At 69.7% G+C, this 16,403-nt stretch carries 15 protein-coding genes; 9 read left to right on the forward strand and 6 right to left on the reverse strand.

What is annotated here, in order from left to right:
- Position 1: 1 nt before the first annotated feature.
- From RAH39_RS13720 to RAH39_RS13740, 5 genes are all read right to left on the reverse strand, one after another.
- Positions 2-1,456: a tetratricopeptide repeat-containing glycosyltransferase family protein gene (locus tag RAH39_RS13720; RefSeq protein ID WP_306590693.1), complete on the reverse strand. Its 1,455-nt coding sequence runs from the start codon at positions 1,454-1,456 to the stop codon at positions 2-4.
- A gap of 21 nt (positions 1,457-1,477) precedes the next feature.
- Positions 1,478-2,527, reverse strand: coding sequence for a glycosyltransferase family 9 protein (locus RAH39_RS13725; protein WP_306590694.1), 1,050 nt, complete (start codon positions 2,525-2,527; stop codon positions 1,478-1,480).
- Positions 2,528-2,642: 115 nt separating this feature from the next.
- Positions 2,643-4,322 (reverse strand): flagellar filament capping protein FliD, encoded by a 1,680-nt coding sequence (gene fliD, locus RAH39_RS13730; RefSeq protein WP_306590695.1) that lies wholly within the window; start codon positions 4,320-4,322, stop codon positions 2,643-2,645.
- 39 nt (positions 4,323-4,361) lie between these two features.
- Positions 4,362-4,769, reverse strand: coding sequence for a flagellar protein FlaG (locus RAH39_RS13735; RefSeq protein ID WP_306590696.1), 408 nt, complete (start codon positions 4,767-4,769; stop codon positions 4,362-4,364).
- Between the two features lie 72 nt (positions 4,770-4,841).
- Positions 4,842-5,504 carry a flagellin gene (locus tag RAH39_RS13740; RefSeq protein WP_306590697.1) on the reverse strand — a complete coding sequence of 221 codons (663 nt, stop codon included), beginning with the start codon at positions 5,502-5,504 and terminating at the stop codon, positions 4,842-4,844.
- A gap of 219 nt (positions 5,505-5,723) precedes the next feature.
- On the opposite strand from RAH39_RS13740, the gene RAH39_RS13745 reads away from it, so the two are divergent.
- On the forward strand, positions 5,724-6,902 hold the full coding sequence (locus tag RAH39_RS13745; RefSeq protein WP_306590698.1) for a hypothetical protein: 1,179 nt from the start codon (positions 5,724-5,726) through the stop codon (positions 6,900-6,902).
- 1 nt (position 6,903) lies between these two features.
- Here the strand turns inward: RAH39_RS13745 and RAH39_RS13750 are convergent, their stop codons facing one another.
- Positions 6,904-8,253 carry a tetratricopeptide repeat protein gene (locus RAH39_RS13750; protein ID WP_306590699.1) on the reverse strand — a complete coding sequence of 450 codons (1,350 nt, stop codon included), beginning with the start codon at positions 8,251-8,253 and terminating at the stop codon, positions 6,904-6,906.
- Between the two features lie 159 nt (positions 8,254-8,412).
- On the opposite strand from RAH39_RS13750, the gene RAH39_RS13755 reads away from it, so the two are divergent.
- From RAH39_RS13755 to RAH39_RS13790, 8 genes are all read left to right on the forward strand, one after another.
- Complete coding sequence (locus tag RAH39_RS13755; protein ID WP_306590700.1) at positions 8,413-9,969, forward strand: serine/threonine-protein kinase; 1,557 nt, start codon at positions 8,413-8,415, stop codon at positions 9,967-9,969.
- A 2-nt stretch (positions 9,970-9,971) separates the two neighbouring features.
- Positions 9,972-10,673 (forward strand): ribonuclease III family protein, encoded by a 702-nt coding sequence (locus tag RAH39_RS13760; RefSeq protein ID WP_306590701.1) that lies wholly within the window; start codon positions 9,972-9,974, stop codon positions 10,671-10,673.
- A gap of 49 nt (positions 10,674-10,722) precedes the next feature.
- Positions 10,723-11,439: a HisA/HisF-related TIM barrel protein gene (locus tag RAH39_RS13765; protein WP_306590702.1), complete on the forward strand. Its 717-nt coding sequence runs from the start codon at positions 10,723-10,725 to the stop codon at positions 11,437-11,439.
- 11 nt (positions 11,440-11,450) lie between these two features.
- Positions 11,451-13,238, forward strand: coding sequence for a hypothetical protein (locus tag RAH39_RS13770; protein WP_306590703.1), 1,788 nt, complete (start codon positions 11,451-11,453; stop codon positions 13,236-13,238).
- 65 nt (positions 13,239-13,303) lie between these two features.
- The gene (locus RAH39_RS13775; protein WP_306590704.1) at positions 13,304-14,314 is read left to right on the forward strand and encodes a hypothetical protein; all 1,011 of its coding nucleotides are present in this window, start codon (positions 13,304-13,306) and stop codon (positions 14,312-14,314) included.
- A complete protein-coding gene (locus RAH39_RS13780) occupies positions 14,311-14,907 on the forward strand; it encodes an RNA polymerase sigma factor (RefSeq protein WP_306590705.1) in 597 nt (198 codons plus the stop codon). Before RAH39_RS13775 ends, RAH39_RS13780 begins: the two co-directional genes overlap by 4 nt.
- Positions 14,904-15,593, forward strand: a complete 690-nt coding sequence (locus tag RAH39_RS13785) for a hypothetical protein (protein WP_306590706.1) — start codon at positions 14,904-14,906, stop codon at positions 15,591-15,593. The genes RAH39_RS13780 and RAH39_RS13785 overlap by 4 nt, the downstream gene beginning before the upstream one ends.
- On the forward strand, positions 15,590-16,399 hold the full coding sequence (locus tag RAH39_RS13790; protein ID WP_306590707.1) for a tetratricopeptide repeat protein: 810 nt from the start codon (positions 15,590-15,592) through the stop codon (positions 16,397-16,399). Before RAH39_RS13785 ends, RAH39_RS13790 begins: the two co-directional genes overlap by 4 nt.
- Positions 16,400-16,403 lie beyond the last annotated feature (4 nt).

Consider the following 16,403-nt stretch of genomic DNA (forward strand, 5'->3'; position numbering starts at 1 on the left):
GTCAGTCTCCCGAAAGGTCGGCCACGAGGTGCCGGATGGCGGAATCCCAGTCGCCCGGCGCGTCCTGGCGGTAGATGCGCAGGGTCGGGTACCAGGGGCTGTCGGGCCGGTCCCACTGCCAGCGCCACTCGGACCCGTAGCGCAGCAGCAGGAAGGTAGGGATGCCCAGCGCGCCCGCCAGGTGGGCCAGGGCCGTGTCCACGGTAATGACGAGGTCCATGAAGCTGAGGGCGAAGGCGGTGTCCCCGAACGTGGCGAGCAGCGGGCTGAGCGGCACCGACGGCAGGGGCGGCATCTCCGGCGCGGGCAGCTGGAAGCAGTGCCACGCCACCCCGGGCAACTCCGCCAGCGGCGCCAGGGCTTCGAGGGGTAGGGAGCGCGAGCGGTCGTTGAGGTTGCCCGGATTGCCGGCCCAGGCGTACCCGATCCGCACCCGCTCCGTGGGAATCGACAGGATGCGATGAAGCGCCTCGCGGTTGGGCGTTTTCGCGGGGACGCCGAGGTACGGCACCTCGCCGGGAAGCGAGGTCTCGTCGATGTCGAACAGCCAGGGAAGCGACATCAGGGGAAGGTAGAGGTCGAAGGGCGGAAGCGGAGCGCCGTGGGCCACCACCTCGTCGATGCCGTCGCAGGTGGCGATGAGCTCCGCGAGCGGAGGCTGGACCAGCGCCACCACGCGGCCGCCGCGGGCCTTCGCCTCCTTGGCGAAGCGCACGAACATGATCGTGTCGCCGAATCCCTGCTCCCAGTGGAGGAGGAGCGTCTTTCCCGGGAAGGGCTCGCCGTTCCACCGCGGCTGGTCCATGGGCACCATCGGCGAGCGGGGCTGCTCCCGCATGCCGAACCGCGCCTCGAAATCGGCCCAGCCTTCGCGGAAACGCCCGTTCAGCATGTGCAGCGAACCGCGCTCCCAGATCCGATCCGAGCTGCCGGGATCCACGGCGATCCAGCGGTTCAGCACCTCGAACAGCCCGGCCCCGTCGCCGCGGAGGTGGTGGATCTGGAGCAGCCGCTTGAAGGCCCGGGCGTTGGCGGGCTCCCGCAGCAGGACCTCCTCCAGCTCGCGGATGGCGTCGTCCCCCCGCTCCGTCTGGATCAGGCATTCCGCCAGCCCCAGGCGCGCGAAGAGATCGTCGGGGCGCTCCTCCAGCGCCTGGCGGAAGAAGCCGGCGCCCTCTTCGTAGCGCTCCTGGCGGGCGAAGGCGAGGCCCAGGTTGACCAGCGCCGTCTCCAGCCGGGGCGCGAGGGTCAGGGCCCGGTGGCACGCTTCCACGGCCTCCGGCAGCCGGTCCAGGTTCCCCAGTTCCCCGCCCAGGTGGGCCCAGGCGGCGGCGTCCGCGGGGCGCTTCTCCAGGTGGCGACGGTAGGCCTCGGCCGCTTCGCCGTGGCGGCCCGCCGCCTGGTGCGCCAGGGCCTCGTCGAGAGGCGATCGGGGCTGCGGAGATGAATGGGACACGCCTTCCTCCATGGCTCCGGATCAGGCCGTCAGGTCCGCCGCCAGCTGCCGGACCACCGGCGTCCATGCGCCGGGCTCGGGCTGGCGGTAGATCCGCATGGTGGGATACCAGGGGCTGTCGTCGCGCTCCAGCATCCACCGGAAATCCGGCGCCCACGTCACCAGCAGCAGCACCGGGATGCCCAACGCGCCCGCAAGGTGGGCCAGGGCGGTATCGACGGTGATCACCAGATCCATTCCGCTGAGGGCGTAGGCGGTATCCGAGAACGTCTTCAGCAACGGCGCCAGGGACACGAGTTCCGGCAGCGGAGGCCGCTCCTCCCGACCCAACTGGAAGCTGTGCCATGCGACGCCGGGCAGCGCCGCCAGGGGCTCCAGCAGATCCGGCGGAAGGGAACGCTGGGCATCGCGGGGATGGGCGGGATTCCCGCCCCACGCCACGCCCACCCGCACCCGGCCGTGGGAGGGCGCCAGGGCCTGCGCCAGTTCCTGGCGGCCGGGAACGGCGCGGGGAATGCCGAGGTAGGGCACGTCGGCGGGAACGGAATCGAGGTCCGTCCCGAAGATCGCCGGAAGCGAGAACAGCGACGCGTGCAGGTCGAAGGACGGGATGGGGTGGCCGAAGGGCACGATCTCATCCACCCCCTCCAGGGTGGTCATCAGGTAGGCGAACTGGGGCTGGACGAGGAGCAGCACCCGCCCGCCCAGGGCCTTCACGCGCGGGAGGTAGCGCACCAGCATCAGCGTGTCGCCGAAGCCCTGCTCGAACACGACGAAGAGGGTCTTCCCCTCGAAGGATCCGCCGGTCCACCGGGGCTGCGGGAACTGTTTCTCGCGGGGAACGAAGCCGGGCGCGCGCAGCCGCGCCTCCCACTGGCGCCAGCCGACGTCCATCCGGCCCCGCAGCAGGTTGAGGTAGCCCCGCTCGTACTCGGCGAAGGGCGACCCGGGATTCGCCGCGTCGAAGCGGTCGACCTCGGCCTCGTAGTCGTCCCACCGCCCCTGTTCGTAGAGCGACTGGATCAGCGCCTGGTGGGCCTCCAGGCCCTTCTCCCGCGGACCCTGGTCCACGCGGGGCCCCCGGCCTTCTGGCGCTTCTCCCATGCTTCCCCGACGTGCGAACGTAGCGTCTTCTTGTTTATCTCACGAAAGCGCGTCCGCTACGCCGGGACTTCCCAAGGGGAAATCAGGAGAGGCCGGTCAGCCCGCTGCTGGCGGTCCGAAGCTGGGCGAGGGTGCTCTCCATGGCGTCGAACTGGGCCTTGAGGGTGGTCTTGCGCTTGTCGAGGAGGGCCTGCTGCTGGTCGATGCGCGAGGTCAGGGCCTTGTTCTGGGAATCGATGCTGGCCTGGGTCTGCTGCAGGACGCCGGAGTAGGACGTCAGGCTGGAGATGGCGTCCTGGAGCTGCTGCCCGATTCCGCGGGACACGGTGAGGGTTCCGCTGCCGGAGGCGGTCACGCCCAGGACCAGCCCTTCCAGGGGCGTCCCGGCGAGGCCCTGGAGGGTGCCGTTGGTGCCCGTCAGTCCGGAGTAGGTGGTGCCCTGGTAGGTGAGGGAGCCCGAAACCGCTCCGCCGGCGCCGTAGGTGAGGTTGAATCCGATATCCCCGGTGGCGGTGGCGGAAGTCCCCGAGGAGAACTGCACGCCCCCGGCGGTGGAGGTTCCGGACATGCCGAACACCCGCGCCACGGCCTTGGGATCGTTCTCCAGGGCGTTCTTGAACGTGGTCGCGTCCAGGGACAGCGTCCCGTCGGCGTTGGTCTTGATGCCCACGTTCGCGCCGGACTTGTAGGTCGCCGAGCTGGGCAGGCCGCTCGCCCCGCCGGTGAGGGCCGAGCGGAGCTGGCTCATCATGTTGCGGGCGACGGAATCCCCTTCCAGGGGCTGGTGGGTGATGGTGCCGCTGCCGTCGTTGACCGGGGTGGACGCGTCCTTGTAGGTCTTGAGCAGGGAGTTGTACTGCGAGATCAGGCTTTGCAGGGCGGTGGTGGCCGCGCCCGTGTCCTGGGCGATGGTAAGGGTGGTGTCGTTGGTGGTGTCGCCCTTTTTCAGGGTGAACGTGACGCCGTCGACCGCGTCCTTCACGACGTTGGTCTTCCGCGTCATCTGGACGCCGTTCACGGAGAACACCGCGTCCTGCGCCACGCCGGCGCCCGAGGACTGGAGCCCGCCCGACAGGCCCGTCGGCGCGGCGAAGGTGCCCGTCAAGGCGCCGCCGTCCAGGCCCGCGATGGAGGAATCCACCGTGGTGGGGGTGCCGTCGGCGTTGTCGATGGCCGCCAGGCGGACGGTGCCGCCGGTGGTGCCCGTGCCGGTGTCGTTGGCGGTGACGATCAACTGGTAGGGCGTCGCGCCGGAGCCCGTATTGACAATGGTCGCCGTCACGCCCGCGCCGGAGGCGTTGATCGCGTCCCGGAGGCCGTTGAGGTTGTTGTTGGTGAGCGTGAACGCCTTCACCGTGCCGTCCGTTCCCTGGACGGCGAAGCTGCCCGAGGAGGAACTGAGGATGGCGGCGTTGGGATCCGCGACGCCGATGGACACCTGGCCCTTGGTGGCGATGGAGGCCACCTTTACCTGGTAGGTTCCGTTGGTGGCGCCGGTGGCCGTGGCCGACACGAAGCTCTGGTTCGCGTCCGTGCTGCTGACGGTCTTGGCCGCCAGCGCGTCGGACAGGCTGGCCACCCCGACGGAAAGGCTCAGCATGCTCGTCCGCATCGACTTCAATGCGGCGGCTCGATTGGTGTTCAGGGTCTGGCGATCCTTCAGACGCTGCAAAGGCTGCCCATCCTGCTGGATGATGGCGTCGATCAGCGAATCGGTCTGAAGACCGGAGGTGATTCCCTGGAAACTCAGTGTGGATGCCATGTTACTGCCTCCCTCGCGACGGGGCCGGGCAGGGTCGCCCTAGCCTTGGGCGTCCACGATGACGCCTGTCGCCCCCTTGGGGTCGTTGAGCTGTTGCAAGCGCCGGGCCATGGCCAAAATCTCTTCGGAGGGCACTTGTCGAATCGTCTCCTGGGTATTGGGATCCACGATCTTGAAGTAGTACTGCCCCGTGCCCTCGTCCACCATGAACTTGAGGTCGGAGGGCGCCTGCTTGACGAAGTCCTCCACGCTCCGGGCGGCAGCCTTCAGGCTTTCCTTGGAGACCGCTTGCGCGGAAGAGGGGGCGTCCTTGGCGGCGCCGGAAGCGGCCGCGGAAGAGGCGGGAATGGGGGCTGGGGCCGGGCGCGGACTCGAAACCGGGGCAGAAGAAATTGCCTGGGTCGCAACGGCCGCCACACTGCCCACGGATGTGACTTGATCAGCCATGGGAAACCTCCCTACGACGCATGGTTGGGGACGGGCACCGCCCATCCCCAACCATGATCAAGGAAATTCCGATTAACGGAGGAGGGACAGGACGTACTGGCTGGCCTGGTTGGCCTGGCCGAGGGCGCTGGTGCCCGCCTGGCTGAGGATCTGCCACTTGGTCAGGTTCACCACTTCGGAACCGATGTCGGCGTCCATGATGTTGCTCTTCTGGGCCGTGTAGTTCTCCACCTTGATGCCGTTCAGGTTGGCGTCGGACTGGGCCTGAGCCATCGTGGCGGCGATGTTGGAGCGGGCCGAGGAGATGTCGCTCAGCGCGGTCTTGGCGGTGGCGGCGTCGGAGATGGTGGAGATCGTCTGCCCGCCGGTGTAGGCGCTGGCATTGCTGAACGCGGCGGCGGCCAAGCTGGCGACCTGCGTGAACTCAGCGCTGCTGCCGTTGCCGCCCGCGGCCAGTTCCACCGCGCGCTGCACGAGGTTGGTGGCCTCTTCCATGTAGCCGTCCTCGGCGGAGGCCGCATAGTAGGTGTTGTTGTTGGTCTTGCGGGTCTCGGAAGCGATGCGGGAATCCGCGTCCAGGGTGGTGGCGGTGGCGAGGCCGGCCGCGTCGTCCGAAGCGTGGTTGATCCGCTTGCCGGTGGTGAGGCGCTCGATGGTCGCCTTCATGCCGGAAGCCGTGATACCCAGCTGACGGGTAGACTGAAGGGCCGCAACGTTATTAAGAATGGAAGGCATACATCCTCCTTGATGTGCCAGGACAGCATCCGTGCTGTCAGTTTGAAAAGTGGCGGGGAACCCCCGACTTGGAGTTCATCGGCGGGGATTCCGGAAGCTTGAGAATTTTTTTTATTTTTTTATAAACTGCTGTTTTCAAAAGACTAAAGATGGTGTCGAATGGCTTCCGAGCCATCGTCGCCCCTTTTTCTTTCTCCTCCCCAGCCCGGAGATCCAGCCATGTTCGTGATGATCCTGAACTGGAAGGTCGGCGAGAACGATCCTTTCAGCGCCTTCAACGAGGCCCTGGCCAGCTATCTGGAGGCCTCGGGAAAGCGCAGCCAGACCGTGGAATTGAGCGATCCGGGCTGGTGGAACCGACTCCTCAACGCGAAGCTGGACGGCATCGATTTCGTCTTCACGTGGCAGGGCCTGGCGACCAATTTCAAGATCGGCGAGAAGGAGCAGAGCTTCTGGGAGGTCCTCCAGGTGCCGCTGATCAGCATGCATGGCGACCATCCCTGCCACATGCCCGTCAACCACGCATTCGACAGCCCCTACTGCGCCCACCTCTACGCGTATCCCGAGTACAGCCTGTACGCGCAGCGCCACTTCCGGAAGCGCAGCCGCACCATCTCCGTGGAGAATCCGGTCTTCTGCCTGGACGAGCGCCTCGACGTGAAGGGCGGCGACCACTTCGTCCTGCCCAAGAACGTGACGCCTCCTTCTGTGATGGAGGAGGAATGGAAGCGCCAGCTCAGCCCCGAGGCCTTCCGCTTCCACATGGCGCTGGCGGAAACGCTGAAGGCGATGCTTCCCACCGAGGACCACCTCGATTTTCACGCGGTCATCGACGAGCTGATCGAGCTCCACCCCTCGGAGGAATACGACTTCCGCACCCAGGCGGACGCCTACCACCACCTCCACAGCCGCCTCGACTTCTACGTCCGCAACGTCAAGGCGGTGAGCATCCTCGACCACCTGAAGGACGTCCCCCTCCAGATCATCGGCCGGGGCTGGGAGCCCTACGCCCGCGTCGCCAGCCCCCACCACGAGTTCCGCCGCGCGGGAAACATGGCCGACAACCAGCGGCAGTACTACTCCGCCTACGGGATCATCGACGTGACGCCGTCGGTGACCGGGCTCCACGACCGCACCTACCGCGCCATGCGCAACCAGACGCCCTTCCTCAGCAGCGGGTACCTGCCGGAATTCCTGCCCGACATGGCCCCCTACGACCCGCTGTTCTACCGCTTCAACGGCGACGACCTGCGCGAAAAGTGCGAAGCGGTGATGGCGAATCCCGCCGCGCACGCCGAGCTGGCGCGCGAATTCAGCTACCTCCACCAGATGCGGATCCAGCCCTCCCATCTGATGTGGCAGTTGGACAGCCTGGCGCGATCCATGGACCGCTCCTGAATCAGCCCTTATCGCGCCCGAACATTCCCCGCAGCTTTCCCATGAGCCCTCCCGGGGCTTCCCGCGGGTCGGGGAGTAGTTCGGCGCTGTCCCAATCCGCGGGCACGGCCACGGAAGGATCCAGCTCCAACGCGCGGCGGAAGCAGCCCTGGGCGTTGGCCTGGAAGCCCTTGCGGCGGTACAGTTCGCCCATGAGGGCCCAGGGCTCCGCGGCCCGCGATCGGATGCGCGACGCGATCTGGAGCGCCTCCACCGCGCGGGTGGACCAGGCGGGATTCCCCATCCGCAGCTTGCCCAGCAGCAACCACGCGTCGTAGGCCAAGGGCGAGTCGCCGTCGAGCTTGATCGACTGCTCCAGCGCGCGGATCGCTTCGCTGGTGCGGGCCTGCATCATGTAGGACTTGGCCTTCACCATCAGCCGCCGGGCACGCTCCGTCGCCGACAGGGTTTCTTCCTCCGGAGAAGGCGGGGCCTCGACGGGCGGGGGCGGCATGTCCGCGGCGGCGGGCTCCACCCGGGGAAGGAGAGGCGGCGGCAAGGGCATCGGCGCAGGCGGAGGGTTCGGCGCGGGCGCCTCCATCACCGGCGGAGGAGGTTCGGGTTCCACCGCGGGCTCCTCTTCGCGGAAAAGGCGGGGCAGCTCCCCCTGGACCAGCGTGAGGCCGCCCATGGCCCACAGCATGGCGACCAGCCGCGAGGCCTCTTCCTGGGGCAGCCCCGACAGGCTGCCGATCATCTCGTAGCCCAGGACCTCGGTCCCGAGCAGGGACAGGGCGTACGCCAGGGTGGGCGTGAGGGGGAAATCACTCAGCGAATCCAGGAGGTCGCGCCGCGCCTCCCACCGCCAGGCCGGCTCGCTGTGGAACATCTCCACCAGTTCGCGGTCCAGCTGGGCGCTCTGGAACGCGTCCCACACCAGCCTCCGATGGTTCACGCGGAACGGCAGGTCCCCCCTCAGGTTGTCGTCCAGCGGACCGGGCGTCCACGTGGCCTTCAGGATGGGGTGCTCCATGGCGTGGACCAAGATGGAACCCAGCAGTTCGTTGAGCCGCGCGTCCCGGTCGGCCACGCTGAGCAGCCCGCTCTGGACGATGCGTTCGCCCATGGGGGCGCTCTCCCCGTCGGCCAGCAGGCCGTTGAGGGCGGCCATGTCCAGGACGCCGCGGCGGACGAGGAAGTTGCCGAACTGCTCGCCCCCCGCGTCGCTGCGGAGGTAGACGAGCTCGCCGCCAGACCAGGACAACCGGCGGGTTCCGTCGTTCTGTTCGAGCACCAGTTCCCCGTCGGTCCTCTGCTGGCGCAGCGAACCCATCAGGGCGGGCAGGAAATGGCGGAGGCGGACTTCAGGCACCGGGACTCCGTGGGGATTGGGATGCTCCAGTTTGCACGTTTCGAGCCAGGACGCCAGCCGGAACGCTCGCCGCCGTGCCGCATTTATCCAATCACCTTGGCCCGCTCCCCGACTGGACCTATCCTGTCCCTCCATCCGCCCCGTCCACGGAACTCCTCCATGTTCGAGAAGCTCGGAAAATTCGAGATCCAGCGCGTGCTGGGAAACGGCGCCATGGGCGAGGTCTACCTCGGCGTGGATCCCTCCATCGGCCGCGAGGTGGCGATCAAGACCATCCTTCCCTCCGCCGCCCAGGGCGCCGAGGCCAAGGAGCGCTTCTCCCGGGAGGCCCGCGCCGCCGGCGTCCTGAACCATCCAAACCTCGTGACCATCTACGAGTTCGGCGAGGACCAGGGCGTGCTCTACATCGCCATGGAGTTCGTGAAGGGCCACGACCTCGACGAGCTCCTCCATCAGCAGGCCCTGGGCCGGGGGGAGGCTCTGGAAGTCCTGGCGCAGGTCTGCGACGGCCTCGCCTTCGCCCACCGCCAGCAGATCGTCCACCGCGACATCAAGCCCGCCAACGTCCGCGTCCAGCGGGACGGCCGCCGGCTGCACGCCAAGGTCATGGATTTCGGCGTGGCCAAGATCAGCAACTCGGACATGACCGCCACGGGCATGGTGATGGGCACCGTGAGCTACATGGCGCCGGAGTACATCCGCACCGGCAAGCCGGATCCGCGCAGCGACCTGTTCGCCGTGGGCGTGATGCTCTACGAGTGCCTCAGCGGCCGGAAGCCCTTCGCGGGCGACACCACGCCCACCGTCCTCTACAAGATCGTCAACGAGCCGCCCGATCCCATCGACACCGAGCTGCTCCAGGGCATCAGCCCCGCCATCCGGTCGGTCCTGGACCGCGCCCTGGCCAAGGATCCCGACGAGCGCTTCCAGACGGCGGAAGACCTCGCCAAGGCGCTCCGGGCCGCGCGGGATCCTTCTTGGGCGGGCCAGGTGGAGGACGCCACGGCCCTGATCCGCGCGTCCGCGCCCACGGCCCCCACCGCGCCCGGCGCCCTGCCGCCGCTGGCGTCTTCGCCCCGACCCCCCGCGCCAGCGCCCCGCCGTACGAGCCTGTGGCTGGGCAGCGCCGCCCTCGCGATGGTGGCGCTGGGCGGAAGCTGGTGGGCCTGGGGACGAAAGACAACCCCTTCCGCGCCCGCACCAGCGCCCTTGCCCCAGGCATCGCCTGCGTCCGAACCGCCCGTCCCCGCGGCCGCCGCCCTTCCGGTGCCGTCGCCCCGCACGGACCCCCCCAAAGCCGAATCCCCGGCGCCGGCGCCCAAGAAATCCGCGCCCGTCCGCGCCGAGGAGCCGCGGACCATCGACCAGCCCAAGCGCTACGAGGACGAACAGCTGGACAAGCTCCAGGTCCACGAGCGGCTGAACCTGGCGAACGTGTCGCTCAGCGAGGCCATCCAACTGGCGGACAGCCAACCCGAGCGGGCCATTCAGGGATTCCGCCAGGCGCTCCGCGCCGATCCGGGCAACGTGAATGCCCGGGCCTGGCTCGCCGTGGTCCTCTACGACCAGGGGCGGACGGCCGAGTTCACGCAGGAGCTGCGGGAGGCGCGGCGGCTGGGGGTGCTCGGCTCCATGGCCGCCCGCAACCTCCGGTTCCGGTCCGTCCTCACCCAGGCGCGCTTCAACCGGAAGCTCCCTTCCGATCTGGCGGAGTGACCATGGCGCGGCGCGACGACGATCTGGGCCGGTTGGAGGCCCGGCTGGGGCACCGGTTTTCGGACCGGACCCTTCTCCAGGAGGCCCTGACGCACGTCTCGGCGTCCACCGGGCGGGACAACCAGCGGCTGGAGTTCCTGGGGGACTCCCTCCTCAACTTCGCCGTGGCCTTCCTCCTCCACCGGGAGCGCCCCGATTGGCAGGAAGGGCCCATGAGCAAGTTCCGCGGCGTGCTGGTGCGCACGGACTCCCTGCACGAATGGGCCCTGGACCTCGGCCTGGACCGCGCCCTCACCGCCGCCCACCCCCGGAAGGCCCCCCCCATGGGGCCCAAGCCCCTGGCGGATGCCCTGGAAGCCCTGCTCGCGGCGATCTTTCTGGATGCCCAGGCCTCGGGCCGCGACGGGACGGCGGCGGTGCTCGCCTCCGTCGAGGCCCGCTTCCTGGCGCCGATCCGGGCCGCCCAGCCCGATGCCTGGGCCCGGCTGGACCCCAAGACCACCCTCCAGGAGGCCGCCGCCCGCCTGGGCCGCCCGGCCCCGGCCTACACCCTGGTGGCCCAGTCGGGCCCGGCCCACGCCCCCCGCTTCACGGTGCGGGCGGCGGTGGGGGACCTCCACGCGGAGGCCACCGGCCCGTCCCGCAAGCGGGCCGAAAGCGACGCCGCCCGCCAGCTCCTGGATCTCATGCCGGAATCCACATAGGCCCGACCCTTGCGTTACACTCCATCTGCCGGTCTACCGGGGTGTCCGCTTGAAGATCTACCCGACTTTGAACCTTCAGCACGGCCGCGTCATTCCCACTACGGGGGACGGAGGTCCTTCCGTCCAGGCTCCCCTCGACTTGGCGATCCGCCTGCTGGATGAGGGCGCCACCCGCATGGCGCTGGTGGACGTGGACGCCGCCATGGGCAAGGGGAACAACCGCGAGCTGATCGCCCAGATCCTCCAGCGCTGCCAGGCCCGGGACCGGAAGGTCTGCATCCAGGTCGCCGGCGGCATCCGCAGTTCCGACCAGGCCCAGTTCTTCATCGACCAGGGCGCCGCGTGGCTGGTGGCCGGGACCATCCTCCACAAGTCCCCCATGGTCGCCGAGCAGCTCATGGCGCGGTTCCAGCCCTTCCTCACCGCGGCCATCGACGCCCGCAGCGGCACCGTCCATCGCTCGGGCTGGGTGGACACCTCCACCCTCAGCGCCCGGGACCTGGCCCTGAGGGCCAAGGGCTACGGCTTCAAGCGCCTCCTGTTCGTGGACATTCCGGAGGAGCCCGGAACCGCCCCGGATTTCGAGACCGCCCAGGAACTGGCCGCGACCACGGCGCTGCCGGTGGTCATGGGCGGGAGCCTCACCTCCCCCCACCATCTGGCGGCCTGCCACGCCCATCCCGGACTGAAGGGCGCCCTGGTGGACGCCCTGCTCTTCCAGGAGGATCAGGGGCTGTTGGCCCTCCTTCACGCCGCCTGCGCCTGAGCGGGGGGCCCGTGTCGGAAGCGGACGGCGCGTTTCTGGCCTCCCTCGCGGAGCCCGAGCGCATCCACTTCCGCCACCTGGCCCTGGTGCGCCCGCACCTGCCCACCGAAAGCCAGATCCGGATGCTGGAGGGCCTCGCCCGCTCCCTGGCCTCGCCCCGCCTGCTGACCCTGATGGCGCGGACCCCCCACTGGCTGGCCCATTGGCCCATCCTGCTCGGCCTGGCGGAAAACGAGGCGACGCCGGAATCCATCCGCCGCGACCTGGAACTGGTGGTCTCCCTCTTCGACCAGATGCGGGAGCTGGACCACGCGGGTCCCGCCGAACGGAACGAGCGGGCGGAAGGCGTGAAGGCCCTCTATTCCCAGCTGGACCCGGCCCTCAAGCCCGTCGCCAAGCTCCTCGCCAAGCAGTTGGCCCGGACCGTCTCGGCCACCGGCACCACCCAGGAGCTGCCCCCCCTCCCCTCCGTGGACGCCGACTGGGAGACGCTCACCACCCCGCCCCCGCCGCTGCCTTCCCCGCTGGCCGCTCTAATTCCCGCGCCCCGGGAAGATCGCCTGGAACGGGCCCGCTCCGCCGCCCAGCCCGACGAACTCCTGGCCTTCCTGGGAGATGCCGACTCGGACCTGAGGAGGGCGGCCCTCCAGAATCCGCTGGTCTCCGAGGATCTCGTGTGCCGCGCCCTGGCCGCCAGCGGCGACCCGGCCCTCTGCGAGGAGGTCTACGCGGAGGCCCGGTGGTACTTCCGGGAGCCCGTCCGCGAGTGCCTCCAGGAAGCGCCGGTCTGCCCCCCGGGCCTGTCCCGCCGCCTGGCCCTGTCCCGCCACCTCGTGGCCGCCCTCGAACGGAGCCCGGCGAACCGCGCGGGCCTGCGGAGGATCGCCAGCCTCTTCACGCAGTTGGAGGAGGAGGAATACCAGTTCGTCACCTACTGGGCCAAGCGGCAGGCGCCCCATCTCCTGCGGGTGGTGAAGTACTTCTGGGACCGCCTCCAGCGGCGGCCGGCGGGCCTCGGCTCGACCCAGCCCGAGCGCGGGGAGGACGGCCGGTGGGCGACCCTGGAGGAGCGGATCTTCCTCGCCACCCAGGCCACCCAGGAGGAGCAGCTCAGCCAAGTGCTGCGGGATCCCGATCCCCAGGTGTTCCGCCTGGCGCTGGAGAATCCCGCCCTCACCCCGCGGCTGCTGGCGACGGCCCTGCCGGCCCTCGACCGCGAGCGGGCGGAACGGCTGGCCGCCCACGCCGCCTGGTCCGCCGATCCGATCGTGGCGGGCGCCCTGATCCACCACCCCGAGCTTTCCGAACCCACCCTTCTCCGGCTGATGGCGCGCCTCCCGGGGCTGAAGCCCCTTCTCGGGATCCTCGGCGACGCGCGGATCCTCCACCTGGAGGTCAAGCGGCGGGCCCAGGAATCCCTGCGCGGCCTCTACCTGGCTCTGGGCCCCGCCGAACGGGTGGCCGCGCTCCGCGCCTTCGGCGGCGACCTGCTGCGTCACATTCCCCAGGAGGTGCTCCAGGACGAAGAGGGGCTCCAGCGGCTGGTGTCCGACCGCCAGCTCGATCCGGGCCTCCTGCTCCGCCTGGCCCGCAACAAGCTGACGCCCCGGACGGTCCTGGGGCAGATCGCCGGGCACCCCGTGCTCATGGCCCACGCGGCGATCATGTCGGAGCTGCTGCTCAACCCCAAGACCCCGCGGGAGGCCTCCATCCGGATCTGGGGCCTGCTGTCCGAGGCGGAGCAGCACCAGCTCCTCCGCAGCCCCCACCTGCCCGCCGCCCTGCGGTCCCTCATCTGAACCCAGGATGAACATCCGGGGGTAAACGCCCACCCCGCGGTCCCGTAGTCCTTTCAGGAGCCTTCATGCGTCGCCCCGCCGCCCCAGTGATTCCCGCCGCGGTGGCCGTGCTTTGCCTGACGTTCGCGGCCTCGTGCCGTCCGCGGCCCAAGGTGCCGGGGTGGGTCCAGTCGGCGCCGGCGGAGAGCCTCGCGGCCTTTTCGGGCGAAGCCGGCTGGATGCTGGGCCACAAGGCCTTCCAGTCCTTCGTGTCCCGGGATCCCATCATGGAGCGGGCCCTGGACCTGTTCCTCCAGAAGGCCCGGATCAATCCGCGCCGGGAGACGGGTCGGGTGACCTTCCATGTCATGGGGGTGCCGCAGCAGGGCGAGGGCGACATCCAGAAGGGGCTGGAGCACGTGCTCATCCAGCTCAACCAGTTCCAGGATCCCGCCGCCCTCATGTCGGCCCTGGCCGAATCCTTCCCCCAGGAGGGCACGCTGCGCCTCCAGGGCCGCGACTGGCCCCTCTACGTGATCCTCGACCTGGAAGTCCAGGGGACCAAGGCCCACATCCGCGCCGCCAGCGATGAGCAGGGCCAGATCTGGATCGGCTCGCTGGAGGCGCTCAACCGGATGGCCACCCGCGGCAGCCTGGGTGCCGAGCCCGACGCCGCCCTCGCCGCCGAGTGGATCGGCGCCAAGGCTCCCTTCCAGGGCTACCTCCAGCCCGACGTCCTGTTGGGGGGGCTGCGCCAGAACCTGAAGGGCAACAACTTCATCAAGGACCTGCCCCAGGGCGTCCAGGCGCTTTTCTGGAGCATCACCCCGGGGTCCGAGAAGGATCCGGCCATCCGGTTCGAACTGGCCCTGGCGGGGACGCCCGAGGGCATCGGGCAGGTCACTCCCTGGATCCAGCGGCTGGTGGCGGCGGCGGAGGCGGTCCAGGCCGCTCCGGGCGCGGCGCCCCAGCTCATGCAGGAGAAGCGGCGGGTGGGCCTCCGCTGCAACCTGACGCCCGAACAGCTCAAGCTCGTGATGGAGAAGCTGGGCCAGCCGGATTTCTCCTTCACCCTTCCCGGCGGACCCAAGGCGTGAACGCGGCCCTTCCCCTGCCCGCCGGCGCAGGTGCCGGTTTCGCCGCCCCGGCGGCGGAGTCGCCCGAGTACTGGATGTCCCAGCTCAAGGCGGGACGGGAGGAGGCCCTGGCCCACCTGATGGCCCGCTTCGAGCGGCCCCTGTGCGCCTTCCTCCACCGCCGGCTCCAGGGCGAGGCGGGGGTCGTCCAGGAGCTGGCCCAGGAGGTCTTCCTCAAGTGCCTCCAGCACTGCCAGCGGTTCGAGGAGGGCCGGCCCGTGGCGGCCTGGCTTTTTACACTCGCGGCTAATGCGGCGACCGACCACCTCCGTAGACGGGGGCGAGAGGTATCCCCTCCCGAGACCTTTGACGCACCGGATCCCCATGTTTCTTCCCCCTGGGAATCCGTGGACCAAAGCCGGCGCATCCAGACCCTTCGAGGGGCCCTGGAAGGGCTGACCCCCCGCCAGCGGGCCATGGTCCTCGCCTACTACGTCCACGAGCACCCCGTGAAACGGATCGCCCAGGACCTCGGCTGCGCTGAAGGAACCGTCAAGGCCACCCTCTTTCAAAGCCTCCAGAAGCTCCGCAAGACCCTCGGACCCCAGCCATGACCTCCCCCGACCTCCAGCCCTCCGATCCCCGTCTCCAGGACGAGGCCCGGGCGTTCGACTTCCTCGAACAGCCCGAGTCCTGGCCGGAGGATCCGGCCGTCCAGGCCGAGCTGGCCGCCCTGCTGGAGCTCCACCTGGCCCTGGGCGCCCACGGTCCCGCCCTGGCGGCGGAACTGGCCCCTACCCCCCGCGCCCGCTGGACCAGCTCCTGGTCCCTGGCCGCCGCCGCGGTCCTCCTGGTGGCCCTGGTTCCCGCGGGCATCACCTGGCAGCGCACGCGCAGCCTCCAGGCGCAGGCCCGCGATACCGCCCGCCTCGAGCTGGTGGCGCAGAAACGCAGCCAGACGCGGGCCTGGGGAGCCTTCTTCCAGCAGAGCAGCACCCTGCTGCAGGACTTCGAACAGAACCCCACCCTCTGCCGGAAGGGCGAAGAGGACCGCCGCCAGGAGCGCGAGATGGCCGTCACCCTCCTGGAGGCCAGCCACCAACTCGCCGCCCAGGGCGCTCCCATCAAGGAGGCCGAGGCCATCCGGGCGTCCCTCCACACGTGGCTTTCCGAAGTGGCCCTGGAGGACAGCTGCCTGCCCGTCGAGCGCGCCCGCGAACTGCGCCAGTGGGCCGCCGCCAACAACCTGGAGACCCAGGCCGAGCGCATGGGCCGCCGGCTGAAGGGGGCGGACGCATGACGCTGTTTCTCCTGATGGCGGTTCCGGCGCTGATCGCCCCCGCCTCGCCCGACCTCCTCTCCGCCCCCGCGGAAAGCCCTTCCGAAGCGCTGTTCCGGGCCGGCCGCGACCTGCGGTACGCCCAGCGGTGGTTCGAGGCGTCCCAGGTCTACCGCAGCCTGATCCAGAGCTACCCGACCTCCTCCCGCATCCCCGACGCCCGCTACTGGCTGGCCTCCTGCCTGGAGCAGGACCAGCGCTGGGACGACGCCGTCCGGGCCTACACCGAGTTCCTGGAGAAGCACCCCGACCAGCGCCTCCTCGGCAAGGAAGCCCGGCTGAACCGCGTCCGCTGCTGGGGCGTGCGCCAGTGGGACAGTCCCGCCGCCACCAACGGCCTGGTGGGCGCCCTTGCCGACGACCGCGAGGACGTGCGGATCGCCGCCGCGCTCCAATTGGCCAAGCGCCGCGACGGCCGCGCGATCCCGGTTCTCCAAATGGGCCTCCGGGCGGACGCCTTCAGCGAGGCCTGCCGCCTATCCCTGCTGTCCATGGGCGTCCAGCCCCAGGCCGCGGGTCCCACACAGGGGCGCTTCCTGGTGCTGCGCGTGAAAGAGCGCGCCAAGAGCGAAGCCCTCACCATCCGTCTCGCCCTGGGCTTGGCCCGCGCGGTGGGCGGCTACCTGTCGGATGAGCAGCTGCAGCAGGCGAAGCGGAAGGGCGTGGACCTGGAACGGCTGATGGACCAGGCCCTGAACTCGCCCAAGGGCACCGAGCTCTTCAGCCTCGAGGACGGCAAGAGCACCGTGACGGTGACCGTGGAATAGCCGG

Origin of the sequence: Geothrix sp. 21YS21S-4 (assembly GCF_030845995.1) — a bacterium.
GTDB lineage: Bacteria > Acidobacteriota > Holophagae > Holophagales > Holophagaceae > Geothrix.

Coding starts and splice junctions, on each gene's coding strand:
- RAH39_RS13775 (WP_306590704.1), top strand. CDS start 13,304: ATGCGTCGCCCCGCCGCCCCAGTGATTCCCGCCGCGGTGGCCGTGCTT.
- fliD (WP_306590695.1), bottom strand. CDS start 4,322: ATGGCATCCACACTGAGTTTCCAGGGAATCACCTCCGGTCTTCAGACC.
- RAH39_RS13760 (WP_306590701.1), top strand. CDS start 9,972: ATGGCGCGGCGCGACGACGATCTGGGCCGGTTGGAGGCCCGGCTGGGG.
- RAH39_RS13745 (WP_306590698.1), top strand. CDS start 5,724: ATGTTCGTGATGATCCTGAACTGGAAGGTCGGCGAGAACGATCCTTTC.
- RAH39_RS13740 (WP_306590697.1), bottom strand. CDS start 5,504: ATGCCTTCCATTCTTAATAACGTTGCGGCCCTTCAGTCTACCCGTCAG.
- RAH39_RS13735 (WP_306590696.1), bottom strand. CDS start 4,769: ATGGCTGATCAAGTCACATCCGTGGGCAGTGTGGCGGCCGTTGCGACC.
- RAH39_RS13790 (WP_306590707.1), top strand. CDS start 15,590: ATGACGCTGTTTCTCCTGATGGCGGTTCCGGCGCTGATCGCCCCCGCC.
- RAH39_RS13785 (WP_306590706.1), top strand. CDS start 14,904: ATGACCTCCCCCGACCTCCAGCCCTCCGATCCCCGTCTCCAGGACGAG.
- RAH39_RS13755 (WP_306590700.1), top strand. CDS start 8,413: ATGTTCGAGAAGCTCGGAAAATTCGAGATCCAGCGCGTGCTGGGAAAC.